The sequence below is a fragment of the Solibacillus palustris genome (assembly GCF_022549215.1).
In the GTDB taxonomy this organism is placed as follows: Bacteria; Bacillota; Bacilli; order Bacillales_A; family Planococcaceae; genus Solibacillus; species Solibacillus daqui.
This window is the reverse complement of the sequence record NZ_JAKZFC010000001.1, coordinates 319,095-338,088: the sequence shown is the minus strand read 5'-3', so window position 1 is coordinate 338,088 and position 18,994 is coordinate 319,095. Positions and strand designations below refer to the sequence as shown.

General features: G+C 37.7%; 18 protein-coding genes. All 18 read right to left on the bottom strand.

All coding sequences use genetic code 11. From position 1 onward, the window contains the following. Positions 1-628 precede the first annotated feature (628 nt). A complete protein-coding gene (gene wecB, locus LZ480_RS01590) occupies positions 629-1,744 on the bottom strand; it encodes a non-hydrolyzing UDP-N-acetylglucosamine 2-epimerase (protein WP_241367579.1) in 1,116 nt (371 codons plus the stop codon). 85 nt (positions 1,745-1,829) lie between these two features. Further along, positions 1,830-2,459 (bottom strand): uracil phosphoribosyltransferase, encoded by a 630-nt coding sequence (upp, locus tag LZ480_RS01585; protein ID WP_241367578.1) that lies wholly within the window; start codon positions 2,457-2,459, stop codon positions 1,830-1,832. Between the two features lie 106 nt (positions 2,460-2,565). Beyond that, positions 2,566-4,656, bottom strand: coding sequence for a putative bifunctional diguanylate cyclase/phosphodiesterase (locus tag LZ480_RS01580; protein WP_241367577.1), 2,091 nt, complete (start codon positions 4,654-4,656; stop codon positions 2,566-2,568). A 227-nt stretch (positions 4,657-4,883) separates the two neighbouring features. Next, positions 4,884-6,128 carry a serine hydroxymethyltransferase gene (glyA, locus tag LZ480_RS01575; RefSeq protein ID WP_241367576.1) on the bottom strand — a complete coding sequence of 415 codons (1,245 nt, stop codon included), beginning with the start codon at positions 6,126-6,128 and terminating at the stop codon, positions 4,884-4,886. 81 nt (positions 6,129-6,209) lie between these two features. Beyond that, complete coding sequence (locus LZ480_RS01570) at positions 6,210-6,755, bottom strand: TIGR01440 family protein (protein ID WP_241367575.1); 546 nt, start codon at positions 6,753-6,755, stop codon at positions 6,210-6,212. An 8-nt stretch (positions 6,756-6,763) separates the two neighbouring features. Continuing rightward, entirely contained in the window at positions 6,764-7,210 is a 447-nt protein-coding gene (gene rpiB / locus LZ480_RS01565; protein ID WP_241367574.1) for a ribose 5-phosphate isomerase B, read from the bottom strand. 235 nt (positions 7,211-7,445) lie between these two features. Further along, positions 7,446-8,735 (bottom strand): methyl-accepting chemotaxis protein, encoded by a 1,290-nt coding sequence (locus LZ480_RS01560; protein ID WP_241367573.1) that lies wholly within the window; start codon positions 8,733-8,735, stop codon positions 7,446-7,448. A 1-nt stretch (position 8,736) separates the two neighbouring features. Next, positions 8,737-9,183, bottom strand: a complete 447-nt coding sequence (locus tag LZ480_RS01555) for a low molecular weight protein arginine phosphatase (protein WP_241367572.1) — start codon at positions 9,181-9,183, stop codon at positions 8,737-8,739. Positions 9,184-9,196: 13 nt separating this feature from the next. Further along, positions 9,197-9,691 (bottom strand): manganese efflux pump, encoded by a 495-nt coding sequence (locus LZ480_RS01550; RefSeq protein ID WP_241367571.1) that lies wholly within the window; start codon positions 9,689-9,691, stop codon positions 9,197-9,199. A 217-nt stretch (positions 9,692-9,908) separates the two neighbouring features. Beyond that, positions 9,909-10,943 carry an L-threonylcarbamoyladenylate synthase gene (locus LZ480_RS01545; RefSeq protein ID WP_241367570.1) on the bottom strand — a complete coding sequence of 345 codons (1,035 nt, stop codon included), beginning with the start codon at positions 10,941-10,943 and terminating at the stop codon, positions 9,909-9,911. 48 nt (positions 10,944-10,991) lie between these two features. Beyond that, positions 10,992-11,588, bottom strand: a complete 597-nt coding sequence (locus LZ480_RS01540; RefSeq protein ID WP_241367569.1) for a stage II sporulation protein R — start codon at positions 11,586-11,588, stop codon at positions 10,992-10,994. A gap of 44 nt (positions 11,589-11,632) precedes the next feature. Beyond that, positions 11,633-12,487: a peptide chain release factor N(5)-glutamine methyltransferase gene (gene prmC, locus LZ480_RS01535; protein WP_241367568.1), complete on the bottom strand. Its 855-nt coding sequence runs from the start codon at positions 12,485-12,487 to the stop codon at positions 11,633-11,635. Then, complete coding sequence (gene prfA / locus LZ480_RS01530) at positions 12,480-13,556, bottom strand: peptide chain release factor 1 (RefSeq protein WP_241367567.1); 1,077 nt, start codon at positions 13,554-13,556, stop codon at positions 12,480-12,482. The genes prmC and prfA overlap by 8 nt, the downstream gene beginning before the upstream one ends. A gap of 239 nt (positions 13,557-13,795) precedes the next feature. Next, positions 13,796-14,368, bottom strand: coding sequence for a thymidine kinase (locus LZ480_RS01525; protein WP_241367566.1), 573 nt, complete (start codon positions 14,366-14,368; stop codon positions 13,796-13,798). A gap of 378 nt (positions 14,369-14,746) precedes the next feature. Next, positions 14,747-14,947 carry a 50S ribosomal protein L31 gene (gene rpmE / locus LZ480_RS01520; protein WP_241367565.1) on the bottom strand — a complete coding sequence of 67 codons (201 nt, stop codon included), beginning with the start codon at positions 14,945-14,947 and terminating at the stop codon, positions 14,747-14,749. 186 nt (positions 14,948-15,133) lie between these two features. After that, on the bottom strand, positions 15,134-16,417 hold the full coding sequence (rho, locus tag LZ480_RS01515) for a transcription termination factor Rho (RefSeq protein ID WP_241367564.1): 1,284 nt from the start codon (positions 16,415-16,417) through the stop codon (positions 15,134-15,136). Positions 16,418-16,655: 238 nt separating this feature from the next. After that, positions 16,656-17,621, bottom strand: coding sequence for a class II fructose-bisphosphatase (gene glpX / locus LZ480_RS01510; protein ID WP_241367563.1), 966 nt, complete (start codon positions 17,619-17,621; stop codon positions 16,656-16,658). A 53-nt stretch (positions 17,622-17,674) separates the two neighbouring features. Continuing rightward, positions 17,675-18,952: a UDP-N-acetylglucosamine 1-carboxyvinyltransferase gene (locus LZ480_RS01505; protein WP_241367562.1), complete on the bottom strand. Its 1,278-nt coding sequence runs from the start codon at positions 18,950-18,952 to the stop codon at positions 17,675-17,677. Positions 18,953-18,994: the final 42 nt, after the last annotated feature.

Genomic DNA, 18,994 nt, shown 5'->3' with positions numbered 1-18,994 from the left:
TTACAAGTACTAAATAATTTTGACTATGGAAGCATTATCCAACGTCACTAATCATTCCATACTTCTAAATGACTCGTAATCTTGTGGACGTTTAATCCAGACGCATAAAACGTTGCAAATTGACAAGTTTAGTTTCAAATGTCAATCTAGTAGAAACTTGATATAACAAGTGTTTCAACGTCTTGAGACTAGAGGAAACTCTTATCATTCTTACCCTTTGTAAGCATACAATAGGGGGTTTTTGATGTCAATTGCTATTGGTGAAAAACTTCACACAGTTGAAGTCCTCGTCAAATTGTTGACAAATTTGTGTAAAGTTATGCATAATCTCAATCTACATTTCTTCACTAACAACATAATTCGCTATTTCACGCTTTTTTTCTGTTTTCCATTTATTTCTATATAAAAAAAGATTTTTTTCGTGTATTTATATTGATTTTAACTATTGACAAATCTATTTTTTTATTTATTATATAAATTCCCATAAAAAAACGCTTACTCATCAAACCCTATTATTTTTGAGTGAAGTTTAACAACTTCTACACTCATGTAAAAGTTGTTAAACCTTTGGAAAGTATCACGAATTTTTAAAGGAAGATTTCAATTAAATTTAAAAAGATTGTTCATTCTATAACTTAGCGTGTTTAATTAGTGCTTCTACAATTCGTTGAGATGCAAATCCATCACCATACGGATTTGAGGCATGTGCCATTTTGTCATAGGCTGCTTGATTCGTTAGTAATTCCTTTGCCATTGTGTATATCACTTCTTCATCAGTCCCTGCAAGCTTTAATGTACCTGCTGCAATACCTTCTGGGCGCTCTGTTGTGTCGCGTAATACAAGTACTGGCTTACCTAGAGATGGCGCTTCTTCTTGTACCCCACCCGAATCCGTTAAAATCATAAATGAACGTGCCGCGAAATTATGGAAGTCAAACACTTCTAATGGCTCGATTAAATGTACACGTGGATTGTCCCCTAAAATTTCGTTTGCTACTTCACGCACAGCTGGGTTCATATGCACTGGATACACTATTTGTACATCCTCATGCTCAGCTAGTAAGCGCATGATTGCACGGAACATATTGCGCATTGGCTCCCCTAAGTTTTCACGACGGTGCGCAGTTAAAAGAACCATGCGGTCCGTACCCATTTTTTCTAGCACTGGGTGTGTATAGTTTTCGCTTACTGTCGTTTTTAATGCATCAATTGCCGTATTGCCTGTTACAAAAATTGCTTCAGCAGGCTTATTTTCTTTTATTAGGTTTTCGCGTGATTGCTCAGTTGGCGAGAAGTGTAGATCTGCCATAACTCCTGTTAATTGACGGTTCATTTCTTCTGGATATGGAGAGTATTTTTGACCCGTACGTAAACCTGCTTCTACGTGACCAATTGCAATTTGGTTATAGAATGCTGCTAAGCTTCCTATAAAGGTTGTCGCGGTATCACCATGTACAAGTACGATATCCGGTTTCGCCTCTTTCATAACACGATCTAAGCCAATTAATGCGTTTGTAGCCACGTCCACTAACGTTTGGCGATCTTTCATAATATTTAAGTCATAGTCTGGTGTAATTTTGAATGTTTCAAGCACTTGGTCAAGCATTTGACGGTGCTGTGCAGTTACGGTAACGATTGATTCGATTTGTTCTGGATGTTTTTGAAGTTCTAATACAAGCGGCGCCATTTTAATTGCCTCAGGGCGCGTACCAAAAATTGTCATTACTTTATATTTGTTAGTCATGATAGAGCTCCTTTTATTAATTTAAATAATATTGGCTTCTTCTATAAAAAACGCCCGTAAACGACTTCACGGGCGTTGTTGTATATTATTTTGTGCCGAACAAACGGTCACCTGCGTCACCTAAGCCAGGTACGATATAACCGTGATCATTTAATTTTTCATCTAGAGCTGCGATGTAAATATCTACATCTGGGTGATTTTTTTGAATTTCTTCTACACCTTCTGGAGCAGCGATTAAGCACATGAACTTAATACTTTTCGCACCACGTTTTTTCAGTGAGTTAATAGCCTCTACTGCTGAACCACCTGTTGCTAACATTGGGTCAACAATGATGAAATCACGCTCTTCCACATCTGCTGGAAGTTTTGCATAATATTCTACTGGTTTTAACGTTTCTGGATCACGGTAAAGACCAATGTGACCTACTTTTGCGGCAGGGATTAATTTTAATACACCGTCTACCATCCCGATACCAGCGCGTAAAATTGGCACGATAGCAATTTTCTTACCTGATAAGACTTTTGCTTTCGCTTTTGTAACTGGTGTTTCCACTTCAATTTCTTCTAATGGTAATTCACGTGTAATTTCGAATGCCATTAATGTTGCTACTTCATCAACTAACTCACGGAATTCTTTTGTACCTGTTTCTTTATCTCGAATATAAGTTAACTTATGTTGAATTAACGGGTGGTCAAATACGTATACTTTGCTCACGTTAACATCTCCTAACTGTTGTTTATCTAAGTTAGTATAACAGAAAAGGATATTATCGAAAACTATTCACCGGATGTTTTTTATACGTTCACAAAGATTATCAAATTCACTTTCGTTTTTGACGTTCGTCATCAATTAACTTCGAGGCTTCTTCCATCGATAATGGTTTTGAATAATAGTACCCTTGAATTTCATCACAGTGAATAGCTTTTAATATATCACGTTGCTCCTTTGTTTCAACACCTTCAGCAATAACGACCATATCAAGTGTATGTGCGATATCAATAATTGCCTTCACGATTGTCTGTGTTGCCAGTTCTTCAATTTTCATAACAAAACTACGATCAATTTTTAATTCGTTGAATGAAAATTTTTGTAGATAACTGAGAGATGAGTAGCCAATTCCGAAATCATCTATACTTGTCACAATCCCAATTGTTTGTAATTTATTTATAATTTTGTTGGCTCGTTCAAAATCAAACAGCCCCATATTTTCTGTCACTTCTACAATTAAATATTTTGGGTCAGCATAATAGTGATTAAGCAAATGTTTTAAATTTGGAATGAACTGTGGATGATAGAAATGATCTGGCGAAATGTTCACCGCAATTGGCACAATCCGCTTACCATCATATTGACGTTGTTGCTGCCATGCGAGCACCTTTTCAATAATTTGCAACTCTAAATCTCTAATCAGCCCTGTATTTTCGGCAATTGCAATAAACTCTACCGGCGAAATAAATCCTAGCGAAGGCGAAAACCAACGTGCTAATGCCTCCATGCTGGCGATTTTTTCATTATAAACTGCATATTTCGGCTGAAAATATGCGGTAATTTCCTTACTTCGAATCGCATTTTTTAAATGATTACTCAGTTGTATTTCACGACCCAGAATATCATCATGGCGTGCGGTATAAAATTCCGTATGTGCGCCATGAATTTGACGTGCCTTCGTCAATGCATATTCCGCAAAGCGAACCGAATCATGCGTTGATGTGTAGTCATCTAATGGCGCAATCCCAACTTTTAGTGTGATATGTATTTGTTGATTGAATATCGTAAACGACTCCATTTCATCTCCACTTATTACTGATTGGCGATTGAAGAGTGTTTGAAAATCGACCGGTGTATACATGATGAGTGAAGAGCTTGTGAAACGTGCAATTTCACTATCTTTACTAATTGAAGCCTGTTTCAAATGTTTTCCTAATTGTCTTAGTAATTCATCTCCAGCAGGTCGGCCATATAGTTCCACTACTTTTGAAAACTCACCTGGCTCGATAATTTTGATGACCCCTACCTTTTGCTGTTGTTTATGTAAATTGAGTTGCTTAATAAATTGTTGATAACTAGGCAAATTCGTTGTACTATCAATCGTTTGTAGTATTTGAATTTGCTGTTCATACATCGAAATTTTATCGAGCAGTTGGACAACTTGTATTAGCCTCTCCTGAAACAAATCATCTTCTTTATCAAATATTTCTCGTTCATTATGATAGATGACAAAATAGCCGATTGCTTCATTTTCTATTGTGCAGACTGGTACAACAAAGCTATTACTATAGCCATTTTGTTCTGCATATTGTTTTGTTGACTGATGCAATGCTAACTGCACTAATGCTTTACCTCGCATCTGACTGTGGTAATGCTGCTCTTCGCTTGAAATCGGCGGAATTTCAACTCCCTTAAAACTATTTGAGGGAATAAGTAAGATTGAATGTTTTTTTGTATATGTAAATGTAATCATCACACGATACAAGCGCTCTAATTCTGTACAAATTTTTTGAATCTTATTTTCGAAACTTGTTTCTTGAATGATAATATCATTCGCGGTGTGTGTAAGTACTACTGATGCGTTCGGTTCGACCTCTACCATTATTAACATATAGTATTGTTTTTCTAATAAAATAGGTACACTGTGAAGTTGAACTAAACAAGTAGAACCATCTTGCCGACTATAGTGAACTTTTATCGGTTCACCAGTTGCATTGATAATAGAGCTTACAAATCGCTGTTGTTCTTCGGGTTGAAAGATAAGAAACTCCAAAAGATTAGATAATTGTTGGAAGTTTCCTTGCGAACAAACGAGATTACTATCTATAATTTGGAAAGTATCATCAATAATAATGCGGTTTGTTTGTATATGGTCGCCAATTTTTTTTAATCTTTCAAAATAGCTTACACTTATTTTTTCCATAGTACCTCCATCAAATTTCAATTTCCCTCGCTCGCTCTGTATTATTATTCTATAAATAGTAATAACATACTTTACATTCTATATCCATTTCAATATAAATCAATCAAATAATTTAGAAAAATAGGTCATTATGTACGGAATCTTTATATTAATCACTCTTATTTTAAAAAAAGGCCTATTTACCCCATAATTAGGAGATAAAAAGGCCTTTTTTATATTATTTTTTATTATGCATATAATGGGTGTTTCGCAGTTAATGCATCTACACGCTTACGTGCTTCTTCTTTCACAGCTGCGTCTTCTGGGTTTTTAAGTACTAATGCAATAATTTTACCTACTTCGATTGCATCTTCTTCATTGAAACCTCGAGAAGTGATTGCTGCTGTACCAACTCGAACACCTGATGTTACGAATGGCTTTTCAGTATCGTAAGGAATTGTGTTTTTGTTTGTTGTAATCGCCACTTCATCAAGGATGTGCTCTGCAACTTTACCAGTTAAGCCTAAAGATTTTACGTTTAATAATAATAAGTGGTTGTCTGTACCACCCGATACGATTTCAACGCCTTCTTCTTGTAAGCTCTTTGCTAGTGCTGCTGCGTTTACTTTAATTTGTTTTGCATAGTCTTTAAATTCAGGTTGTAATGCTTCACCAAATGCTACTGCTTTTGCAGCGATTACGTGCATTAATGGGCCACCTTGAATACCTGGGAATACTGATTTATTTAATTCTTTTTCCCATTTTTCATCATTTGTTAAAATCATACCGCCACGTGGACCACGTAATGTTTTATGTGTAGTTGTTGTTACAAAATCAGCGTATGGTACTGGGTTCATATGCTCACCAGCAGCTACTAAACCTGCAATGTGCGCCATATCTACCATGAAGTATGCACCTACTTCATCCGCGATTTCACGGAATTTTGCGAAGTCAATTGCACGTGGATAAGCGGAAGCACCAGCAACAATTAATTTTGGTTTTGATTCTAAAGCTTTTTGACGAACATCTTCATAGTCGATTACGTTTGTATCTGCTGTTACACCGTACTCAACAAAGTTATATAAAATACCAGAGAAGTTTACTGGAGAACCATGTGTTAAGTGACCACCATGTGATAGGTTCATACCAAGCACCGTGTCACCTGGTTGTAAAATTGTATGATAAACTGCCATGTTCGCTTGTGCGCCTGAGTGAGGTTGTACGTTTACATAAGCTGCACCGAATAATTCTTTTGCACGATCACGCGCGATATTTTCCACTACGTCTACATGCTCACAGCCACCATAGTAACGTTTACCTGGGTAACCTTCAGCGTATTTGTTTGTAAGGTAAGAACCTTGTGCTTCCATTACTGCTTCTGATACGAAGTTTTCTGATGCGATTAATTCGATGTTTGTATTTTGACGTTTTTTCTCTAATAAAATCGCGTCTAAGATTGCCTTGTCTTGTCCTGCTAATTTTTCAAATGCCATTTGTCTAAATCCTCCTAAATTTTGTTCCGAATTAACTTCGGAGTTTCCAATTCAAAATGATAGTTATGTAACGTAATAACGTTACTTATATTGCGCACGTTCGCCGCCAATTAGCTTTGGACGTGTTGTAGCTAACGTAATGACTGCCTCTCCTACAAACTTTACTGATGTACGAATGGGTACTGCCACATGCTTTAAATGCATGCCTATTAATGTTTGTCCAATATCAATACCCGCATGAGCTTGAATGGATTCTACAACAACAGGTTCGTTCATTTGTGTATGAGCGTAAGCTGACATCGAGCCACCTGCTGTTCGTACAGGGACGACTGAAACAGGCTCTAAATGGTACTTTTTAGCGGCTGCTGCTTCTAATGTTAACGCACGATTAATATGCTCGCAGCCTTGAAAAACTAAATACATCTTATGCTTGTGTGCGAAGTTTGAAAACTCCTCATACAGCATTTGCGCAACATCGAGTGCACCGGCTGTTCCAATTTTTTCGCCAAGTATTTCGGACGTCGAACAGCCGACAACAAATAACTGATCCTCGGTAAACTTCACTTGCTGCTCGAATTCATGTAAGGCTCCGGCCAACTGTTTTTGAACATCGCGTAAGTTTTTCATGTGGTCACCTATTGTTGTTGTTCTTCGATTTCAGAAATTTTTTCAACGCGGCGGATATGACGTCCACCTTCGAATTCTGCGTTTAACCAAGTTGTTACAATTTCTCGTGCTAGACCCGCACCAATAACACGCTCACCCATCGCTAAAATATTTGAGTCGTTATGGTTACGTGTCGCTTTAGCTGAAAAAGTATCATGTACTAATGCACAACGGATACCTTTAAATTTATTAGCAGCGATTGAAATTCCAATCCCTGTTCCGCAAATTAAAATACCTTTGTCAAATTCACCTGATGCAACACGCTCTGCAACAGGGCGCGCGTAATCTGGATAGTCAACTGAGTCGCTCGATTGTGGACCAAAGTCTTCGTAGCTAATCGCTAATTCGTCTAATAGTGCCATAATTTCTTTACGTAAATTATTGCCGCCATGATCTGAAGAAATGGCAATTTTCATAGAGGGTTTCCTCCCTAATATTTATTTACTTTTATTTTCATCAACAGTGTACCATTTATTACATCAGAATGACACGTATTTTCCATAATGATTTTCAATTTTCGGTATAAAACACGAATAATTGTGCGTCTGTGTGAATAATCGTTAGTTTTTAACGTGTATTTGATTGTACAAATACGAGTAATATACGGAAAAAACACCGAAACTTTAATTTAATTAAAATTCCGGTGTAAGATTAATTGTTATCAAATTGCTGAATCATCTTGTATAGCTCAGCAGATTGTTTTTGTAAATCATTCGCTAATGCTTCTACTTGCTGAATAGCAAAGGATTGTTCGTTTGATGCGGCGTTCACTTCCTGTGCACTCGCTGACGTTTCTTGAGCAATCGCTGCTACTTCTTGTGATTGACGTGAAGTATATTCAATATTTTGCATTTGTTGACTAACTAATTGTGATATTTGAACAACATCATCTGCCATTTCATGAACTGCTTTGGACATACCTTCTACAGCAACTGTCGTTTCTGATACTCTTGAAGATTCATTTACGGCAAATGAAACTTGCTTATTCATTTGTGCTACTACTACGTTTACATTTTGTTGCATTGTTTGTACTAATGTCGTAATCCCCTTCACCGCATTGGCACTTTCATCCGCTAAACCACGCACTTCTTCAGCTACTACCGCAAAGCCTTTTCCATGTTCACCAGCACGTGCAGCTTCTATTGAGGCATTGAGTGCAAGTAAGTTCGTTTGCCCTGCAATATCCCCCACTAGACCGATAATGTGCTCAATTTGCTCTGCATTTTTTTCAAGTTCACGAATATTTATTAACGCATCCTCGTTATCGGAGGCGATTTTCTGAATACTTAATACTACACCGTGAATCGCTTCTGTTGTCGAAGATAGATTGGATAAGATTTCTTTGGAACGATTTGCCGAGCCAATTGCCTTGTGATTCACTTCCGTTGCTAATTCACGGACTTCTTCAATTGCTTCTACTGTTTCTTGAATGGCCATGGCTGAAGATTCCGCACCCAGCGAAATTTGCCCGATATTACTTGAAATCGATTCTGCATTTTTCGCTACGGAGCTACTTTGCTTAGATAAATCCTCAATCGTAGCATCTGTTGACTTGTAGTTATCTTCAATCCCACTTACCATTTTGCGTAAGTTAACGACCATCGCTTGAAATGCTTCCCCAACGCTTCGAATTTCATCATTCGTTCGTGGCATTTCTACATCTTTACCAATTTTGCCTTCCGCTACTTGATTTGCACTATTTTCTAATCGCTGTAACGGGCGCACAATGATTAAACTAAATACTGCTGCTAGTAAGCACGACCAAAAAATCCCTAGCGCATATGTAATGATTTGAAAGATTAGTGGATTGGTTTGTACAAAAAACATAGGATGAATAAACTTGATAAATAGAAAGCTCGTTGTATAAGTGATTAATGCTAAAATCCCTACAAACAGTACAAGCTTACTACGTAATGTAAACATTTTTTTGTTCGTTTCCATATTATTGATGTTCCCCCAAACGTATTTTTGTCTCTAACTTTTCAATTGCTTCATTTAATTGTTCGAATGTTTGTTCATAGACGGTTATATTGCCACCATAAGGATCTTGAATATCACGAACATCTTGCGCTACATACTCGTTTAATGTAAATGTTTTATGTTCAATATTATTTACTAAATGTAAGACTAGCTCTTTATGGGCCGCGGTCATCGTCAAAATTAAATCTGCCCACTGAGCATCTTGTTCATTAAATAGCGCTGATGAATGGCTATGTTTAATATTTTGTTGATTTAAAACGTGTTGTGCATTAATCGACATTATGCTTCCAGACTGAGCATAAATCCCAGCTGAACGCACTTCTACATTTGGAATATGTTTATTCATTAAAATAGCTGCTGCCATTGGACTACGACAAGTATTTCCTGTACAAATAAAATATATGTTCATCTACAATCATTCCTTATATTAATAGTAAAACACTCATAATAATTAATAATAATCCTGCCAATTTTTTTAACAAGCCATTTTTTAAAATTGTATTTTTTTGCGCAATAATAAGTGCCATATAAGACAAAATCAGAGTCGAAATCCCGGCACTTAAAATAAAAGTGTATTTGTCTAAATTTAGCATACCAAAAGATAGGCTTACTGAAAAGGTATCAAAACTCGCAAATATTGCGATTATAGGTAAAGTTTTTGCTGGAAAATTTTCATTTTCCCTTGATAGCAGTAATTGTAATCCAATAAAAAATAATAACAACAGCGAAATACTATTTGACCATTGCACTAATAAATCCGCAAGCCACTGACCACAATAAAAACCAATTAATGGGAAAACCATATGTAAGCAGGCTGTCCAACTCGCAAGCAGCCATTTATATTTTACATTATTCGCTACTAAATACAGTGCCACTACATCAAATGACATTAATATGCCTGCTATAATTTCCTGCATAAAGGCCTTCTTTCATTTATTTTTTGTTAATCACAAAAATACATTCCTCTTATACGGTATGCGTTACCCTATTCAAATACGCCAATGCTAACTGAAGTCTAATTTTTTAGGTGTATAAACCTAAGTGCTTAAGTTATCCACAATACGAATTTCAATCTTTTCTTTAACGCAAAAAAATCCACATTCTACACATCATCCGTGTAAAATATGGATTTCATTATTGTTGATACCAATTGCCGCCCGCTGCTTTTTCGAGGCGGTTCATAATAGCTGTACCGACACCTTTTCGCTCAGTTACAGTTGCTAATATAATTGTTGCATCCGTTTTATCGCATGCACGTAACGCATCGTATAGTTTACCGCTCATTTGCTCTAGCTCATGTTCATCCCCAAATGAGAAAAAATAATCGGCATTTACATCGTCAAATTTTTGTGGGGCAAGCAAGGCTACCTTATGCTGTTGTTGCTGTAACTTTTCTACCGCACACTCGATTTGATTCTTGTCTTGATCAATTAAATAGACCGGTGCATCCGGGGCATAATGCGTATATTTCATGCCTGGTGCTTTTGGTGTTGATTCAATTTTTTGTTGCTCAAAGTTCGGCTCTAATACTGAACCAATCACTTGCTCAAGCATTTCCTTTGTCACACCGCCTGGACGTAAAATAACAGGTTGATCTAATGTCACATCAAGCACCGTTGATTCCACACCGATTCCAGTCATTCCACCATCTAAAATACAAGGAATAATACCTTGTAAATCCTCAAATACATGAATTGCCTTCGTTGGACTTGGTTTCCCACTACGATTTGCACTTGGTGCAGCTAATGGTTTTTTTAATACTTTTAACAAATTTAGTGCAACAGGATGATCCGGCATTCGAAGTCCTACTGTTTGCATACCAGGCGTCACACTAGCTGCCAATACATTTGGCTTCACATTCATCACTAATGTTAGCGGCCCTGGCCAAAACGCTTCCATACATTTCTTTGCTACTTCAGGGATATCCACAGCATAGTCTTCCACTTCTTCAATTGTTCCAATATGGACAATCAGTGGATTATCAGACGGTCGACCTTTCGCAGTAAATATTTTCTTTACCGCTTGCTCATCCGTTGCTACTGCCCCTAAACCGTAAACCGTTTCAGTAGGAAAAGCTACAACTTCCCCATTATTTAATAAATCTACCGCTTGTGTATAATTTTCTGAATTATCCACAAATTCATCCACAGTTAATAATAACGTCTCCATTTATTCTGCTTCTTTCTCTAAATTTTTCTGTACTATATCCACAAATCGTTAATAATTCACAGGTGACTGTGGGTAATTTTCTGAAATTTGTGGATTATTTTTATTTTTCTTTTTGTTCCACCATTCGTTCAAATAAAATTGCGGACGTTCACTTACTTCTTGTTTTTTCGGTACACAAAGCGTTGGAAATACTGAACAAAACCAATTTTCTCCGCGCCCTTGTCCAATAATAAAGTTCACAGAATAATAATGATTTTGTGGATAAAACTCACCAAATTGCCATTTCGGTGGCATTAAGTTATCCCCAAATTCATAGCGGAATTTTAATTGTGGGTAATTTTTTTGAATTTCTTGAACAATCCGTTCCATTCCTTGATTATCCACAGTCCACTCGTCTGAACTTTCAATGAAATATTGAATATTATCCACAACTTGCTGCTTTATAAGCTGATCAGCCTTTGATGAACTATTTGCAATCACACGTATCTTCAATTGTTCATTTAACTGCTGACGTTCAGCCTGTACATCCGCTACAACAGTTGGAATCATTATTAATGCACTATATAAAACAAATGTCATTGCGAGCAACTTCCAGCTAGCAATCCACCATTTTGATTTTTTTATAATCTCGTAATCATTTAACATGTTCTCTCCCCCTTGCAACTCATTGTTTGCAAGAATAGAAGATTTTATTCAGTAATTTCACAAAATACCATACGATCTTTGCCATTAATGTCTTTTACAACAGAAACTTGTGCTTGTGGGAAATGCTCACGGAAGAAATTTGCTACCGTATCCCCTTGTGTATAACCGATTTCTAAGCCAATCAAACCTGGTGTATTCATAAGTGGTGGCAATTGTTCTGCCAATTTACGATATAAAATAAGTCCATCCTCTTCAGCAAATAATGCGCTATGCGGCTCATACTCGACAACAACATCGGACATTGAAGCCATATCATCAAACGCGATATACGGGGGATTCGATAAAACAATATCCCATTTTTGATGGGCTATTGGTGCTGTTAAATCTCCTTCAATAAATGTAAGTTCTGCCTGTAAATTATCCGCATTCTTCTGCGCTGTTTTTAGTGCGGCTGTTGAAAGATCGGTTGCCGTAATAGCTAAATTGGGACATTCCTTTTTCATCGTAATCGCAATAGCACCGCTACCCGTTCCAATATCAGCAAGCGTTAAATCATTATTGTTAAATAATTGATTGATGCGCTCTATTGTTCCCACAATTAATTCCTCTGTTTCAGGACGTGGAATTAATACCGAGTCATCTACTTCAAATATACGACCATAAAATTCTTCAACACCTGTAATGTATTGTACTGGGCGTCCTTTTACATGGGCCTCGATATAAGCAGTAAATTGTTGCATCTGTTCTGCTGAAATTTCATCATGCGTTTTCATCATTAGGCCAGAATAATTTGTTTGCAATACATGCTGCAATAATAATCTTGCGGCATTTCCTTCGCGACCATTGTCCTCTAAAAAAGAAGAAGCCCAATTAAGGGCCTCAAAAATTGTTTTATGCATTTTCGTTTAAGTTCGCTAAGCGTGTTGCTTGCTCATCTAAAATGAGTGCATCAATAATTTCATCCAGCTTCCCTTCAACGATTTGGTCTAATTTTTGAATCGTTAAACCAATACGGTGATCTGTTACACGGTTTTGTGGATAGTTGTAAGTACGGATACGCTCAGAACGGTCGCCTGTTCCAACTGCCGACTTACGTGTAGAATCGATTTCTGCTTGCGCCTCAGCACGGTGTTTATCCGCTACACGTGCCACTAAAATTTTCATCGCTTTTTCACGGTTTTTAATTTGTGAACGCTCATCTTGCATCGACACGACAACCCCTGTTGGTAAGTGAGTCATACGTACGGCAGACATCGTTGTATTTACCGATTGACCACCTGCACCAGATGATGCGAATGTGTCTACACGGATATCTTTTTCATGAATTTCTACTTCTTCAACATGTACTTCTGGTAAACACGCTACTGTTGCTGTAGACGTGTGAATACGGCCTTGTGACTCTGTCGCTGGGACACGTTGTACACGATGTGCGCCGTTTTCATACTTGAATTTTGAATAAGCACCTTGACCATTAATCATGAAGATCACTTCTTTGTATCCACCAGCAGGGTTTGGCGTGGCTTCCATAATGTCGATTTTCCAGCCTTGCGTTTCTGCATAGCGTGTATACATACGGAATAAGTCGCCCGCAAAAATATTTGCTTCGTCCCCACCTGCTGCGCCACGAACCTCCATAATTACGTTTTTAGAGTCGTTCGGGTCTTTTGGAATTAATAAAATACGTAGACGATCCTCTAAATCAGGAATTTGTTTGTTTAAATCATTAAACTCTTCCTTCATCATGTCTAGCATATCTGCATTTTTTTCCATTTCCATCAGCTCACGTGTATCAGCTAATTGCTCTTTTACGGATTTGTATTCGCGGTATACGTCTACCATCTCTTGAATATCCGACTGTTCTTTAGAATACTCGCGTAATTTATTCGAATCACTAACGATATCCGGATCACTTAGTAATTCATTTAATCTTTCGTAACGGTCTTCAACCGCTTGTAAACGATCAAACATCTATTTTCACCTCTAGAGATAATTTTTAGGTTTTGTTTTTATAAAAGTTACTTGCTGCCCTTGGAGTCGCACCTCTCCGCTTCAAGCAACAGTAAATTTCATCATAAAACAAAACATTAATATATATTGTCAATCGATTCAAACCATAGAATCATTGTAAAATGTACCTATATTAGTATAAAGAAATTCAGCGCTTGTTGCTACCTATATGCTGAAACTTTCTTGAATTTCTATACCGTTTATAATGGTGGGTTTGTATGACATTGGCGACATACTGGGTAGTAGCTATCATTACCCCCAATTTGAATTTGATCACCTGTGCGCACCGGCTTTTTATTTTCATCGACACGTAAATTCATCGTCGCTTTTTTGTGACAGAACCAGCAAATGGTTTTCATTTCCTCAATTTTGTCAGCATAAATCATCATATAGCGGCTTCCTTCAAAAAGTTCGTTTTGGAAATCATTTTTTAAGCCAAAGCCCATTACAGGAATATTTAATTCATCGACGATTTGCGTTAATTGTAGTACATGCTCTTTTGATAAAAACTGGACTTCATCGACTAATACACAATACAATTTTTCATTATGCTGTTTTACGATTTCATATAGATTCGTATCTTCAAATACCGCTATTGCAGGGCGACGCAATCCGATACGACTTGAAACAGTCCCAACCTCATCACGTGTATCAATACCTGAGGTAAAAATTAATACTGCTTTTTGTTGTTCTTCATAATTGTGCGCGACTTTTAAAATTTCAATCGATTTCCCGCTATTCATCGCACCGTGTTTGTAAAATAATTGTGCCATCTTTAATACCCCATTTCATACTTTCCTGAAAAGTCCCTCTAAAAAGAGGATGTCCAAGAAGTAATTCCGGGACATCCTCTTTTTAGAAAATGTTCTCTCACTCGACCTATTTTAATTTCTAATTATTTTTAATGACTGCTGAAGCTTGCCTTTATTAGTAAACACTATTTTTACGTTTAACCAAGCACATTGTTTCATTAAATCAGCAGTTAATTATTATCATTCATTGTTTTATCGAATCTAGATATAGCTACTTCCCACTCTAAATGATTAGCACCTACTATCATCTATATAATATTACATTTTTTCTATTGATTATACCATGTTGAAAGAACATTAAAAAACCCATCTCCACAAATGTGAAAATGGGTCACGATATTACTTGATACCGTATTTTTTGTTGAATTTATCAACACGACCGTCAGCAGAAGCGAACTTTTGACGACCTGTGTAGAATGGGTGACATTCGTTACAGAACTCGACAACGATCTTTTCTTTTACTGAACCAGTTTCAAATGAGTTACCGCAAGAGCAAGTTACTGTTGCAGTTTTGTAATCTGGGTGGATACCTTGTTTCATATTCGTTTTCTCCTCTCGCCCTGAACCATCTGGAACAGAGTATTTTCGTACTGCACCTTACATAGCCCGAATATATCACTGCTAAGCAATGTTTGAGGTCAGCTATATATGTGCACGTTACATACCTAAAAAATTATAACAAGATTATTTTTATGTTGCAACTATTTAATTTATAGTTTCAATCCTTTATAGCAACCCTTTACCATTCGTTGCTTTTTTCATATCCGCATCAAGCTTCGCGAAAAACTCTTCGTTTGTTTTTGTTGGACGTAATTTGCGTAAAAACTTCTCTGCAAAATCTGAAGAATCGCTGAATGTTTTACGAATTGCCCATAATTTATCAAGCTGATCTTTCGGGATAAGCAACTCTTCCTTACGCGTACCTGAGCGGCGAATATCAAGTGCAGGGAAAATACGACGTTCTGCTAAATTACGATCTAAGTGTAACTCTAAATTACCAGTACCTTTAAATTCTTCGTAAATTACTTCGTCCATACGGCTTCCTGTATCAACAAGTGCTGTCGCTAAAATTGTTAAGCTTCCGCCATCTTCAATATTACGTGCTGAACCAAAGAAGCGTTTAGGGCGGTGGAACGCAGCTGGGTCAATACCACCTGACAACGTACGGCCACTTGGTGGAATGACTAAATTGTACGCTCGAGCAAGACGTGTAATGGAATCCATTAAGATGATAACATCACGCTTATGCTCTACTAAACGACGCGCACGCTCTAATACCATTTCTGCTACCTTTACGTGATTTTCAGGGACTTGGTCAAATGTTGATGATACGACATCAGCTTTTACCGAACGCTCAATGTCTGTTACCTCTTCTGGACGTTCATCGATTAGTAACACGATTAACTCTGCCTCAGGGTAATTTGTTGTAATTGAATTAGCAATTTCTTTTAATAATGATGTTTTACCTGCTTTTGGAGGCGCTACGATTAAGCCACGTTGCCCGAAACCAACTGGCGCTACTAAATCCATAATACGCGTCGAAAGATTAGCAGACGTTGTTTCTAATATGATATGACGATCCGGATAAAGTGGCGTTAATGCAGGGAAATGAACACGTTCTTTTGCAATTTCAGGGTCTTCCCCATTGACTGCATCGACTTGTAATAACCCATAGTAGCGCTCGTTTTCTTTCGGCGGACGTACTTTCCCCGAAACTTTATCTCCGTTACGTAAGTCAAAACGGCGAATTTGTGAAGCCGAAATATAAATATCTTCCTTTGATGGGGAATAATTGATTGGACGTAAGAAGCCAAAGCCATCTGTTGGAATAATTTCAAGTACGCCTTCCATGAAAAAGAAGCCTTCTTGTTCAGAACGAGATTTTAAAATAGCAAAAATCAGTTCCTTTTTGTTTAGTTTACTCGCATTTGTTAACTTGTATTGCTTCGCTAAAGCATATAATTCTTTTAACGTCATGCTTTCTAATTGAGCAATTGTTAATGCTGTCATAAATTTTCTCCAGTCTTTTTAAAATTTCTGTCTGTGGGTAATAACACTTGAATGTGTGCAAACTTAAGGGTTTAGTAGAAGAAGTATATTTACTTTTATTTGAAAGATGCCCGGTAAAAAATCACCGGGCATTAAGTATATAATAGCGTAAATGATGTGGAAATAGTATTTTTTTCTTTAAAGCGAATGTTTGGGCACCCGCTTAAATAAAGATAAAAATCATTTATACTTTTGAACGTTATTTTTGACCATATTTTGGTTTTTTAGCAATACTGTGACGCCCTTCGATAAAGCGAACTGTCCCTGATTTTGCACGCATTACTACTGAATGTGTTAACGCATAAGAACCTTTGTATTGAACACCACGTAAAAGCTCTGAGTCTGTTACTGCTGTAGCTGCGAAAATAGCATCATCGCCTTTTACTAAGTCATCCATCATTAACACTTTGTCCACGTCGATGCCCATTTTTTTGCATCGCTCTAATTGCTCTTCGTCTTCCGGTACTAATTTCGCTTGGAAATCGCCACCTAAACATTTTAATGCAACTGCTGAGATAACGCCCTCTGGAGCACCACCCATACCGAACATAATGTCAATACCCGTTTCGTCGAATGCTGTATTAATTGCAGCACCTACATCCCCATCTTGGATAAATTTAATACGCGCGCCTGCTTCACGAATTTCATCAACGATATGCTGATGACGTGGGCGATCCAGTAATGTTGCCACTACGTCTGCGATGTCTTTGTTTTTCGCTTTTGCCACTTGTAATAAGTTATATGTTACAGACGCGTTAATATCTACTTTACCTGCTGCTTCTGGGCCTACAGCAATTTTATCCATGTACATATCTGGTGCATTTAAAAGATTGCCACGGTCTGCAATTGCAAGAACTGTCATTGCACCGTTCGTACCTTTTGCTACGATATTTGTTCCTTCTAATGGATCAACTGCAATATCAACTTCCGGTCCGCCGTTACGAAGTCCTAATTCTTCACCGATGTAAAGCATTGGCGCTTCATCCATTTCACCTTCACCAATTACAACTGTCGCATGCATTGGGATTGTATCAAACATGACACGCATTGCTGTTGTCGCTGCGTCGTCTGCTTCATTTTTTAGTCCGCGCCCCATCCATTTTGCTGATGCAATTGCTGCTGCTTCTGTTACACGAACTACTTCCATTGATAAACTACGTTCCATTTTATATTTGCCTCCTGATTGTTCGGTTAAAACCGAAACTGTCTTACGCCATTTTACGCCTTATTATTTGTATTTACCATGATTGATTCTTTGCGAATATCTGCGCCAAGTGCACAAAGCTTTTGGATTAGCTCGCTATAACCACGTTCTATATGATAAATGTCGTGAATTTCTGTTTCACCCTTCGCAATTAATCCCGCTAAAACAAGTGCGGCACCCGCTCGAAGGTCAGTTGCAGTTACTGCAGATCCCTCTAAAGCAGACGGACCTTGGATAATTGCTGTACTACCTTCCACACGCGCTTTTGCATTCATGCGGCGCAATTCATCGATATGTTTAAAGCGAGCAGAATAAATTGTGTCCGTCACTTTTGATGTACCTTCCGATAGGGTCATTAACACCGCTAACGGCTGCTGTACATCTGTCGGGAAACCTGGATAAACCTGTGTTTTAACATCGACTGCGCGGAATTTCTCGTGCTTTGGGATGTAAATACTTTCTTCGTTTTCTTCAATTTTAACGCCCATTTCACGTAGCTTTGCGGTTACTGCCTCTAAGTGCAGGGGAATGACATTATCGATTAGTACACCATCCCCCATTGCAGCAGCCATAATCATAAAAGTTGCTGCTTCGATACGGTCAGGAATAATCGTATGATTCGTGCCATTAAGCTCTTCGACACCTTCAATACGAATGACACTTGTACCTGCACCTTTAATATTGGCACCCATATTTGTTAACAGCGTTGCTACATCGATAATTTCCGGTTCTTTTGCAGCGTTTTCGATAATTGTTTTCCCTTTTGCACGCACTGCTGCTAACATAATGTTAATTGTCGCTCCTACACTTGCAACGTCTAAATAAATTTTCGCACCGATTAGCTCATCCGCACGCAAATAAATTGCACCGTGCTCGTTTGTTACTTTTGCACCCAATGCTTCAAAGCCTTTAATATGCTGGTCGATTGGTCGAGGACCTAAAAAACAGCCGCCTGGTAAACCGATAACTGCCTTTTTAAAACGTCCTAGCATCGCACCCATCATATAATATGATGCGCGCAACTTCTTAACGTTTCCGTTTGGTAAAGGCATTGCAACCATTTTTGTAGGGTCAATCGTCATTGTGCCATTTTCAAATGACACTTCTCCGCCAATTTCTTCTAATAGTGCTTTTAACGTCCATGCATCTGAAATTTCAGGAATTCCGTCAATCGTAACGGAAGAACCTGCCAAAATTGATGCAGGAATCAAAGCGACCGCACTATTTTTAGCGCCACTTACTGTTACTTTACCTTGTAGACGATTTCCGCCCTTAATTTTATAAACATCCATTTTGAGTTCTCCCTTACTTTACAATTGAGCAATTACAAGAAG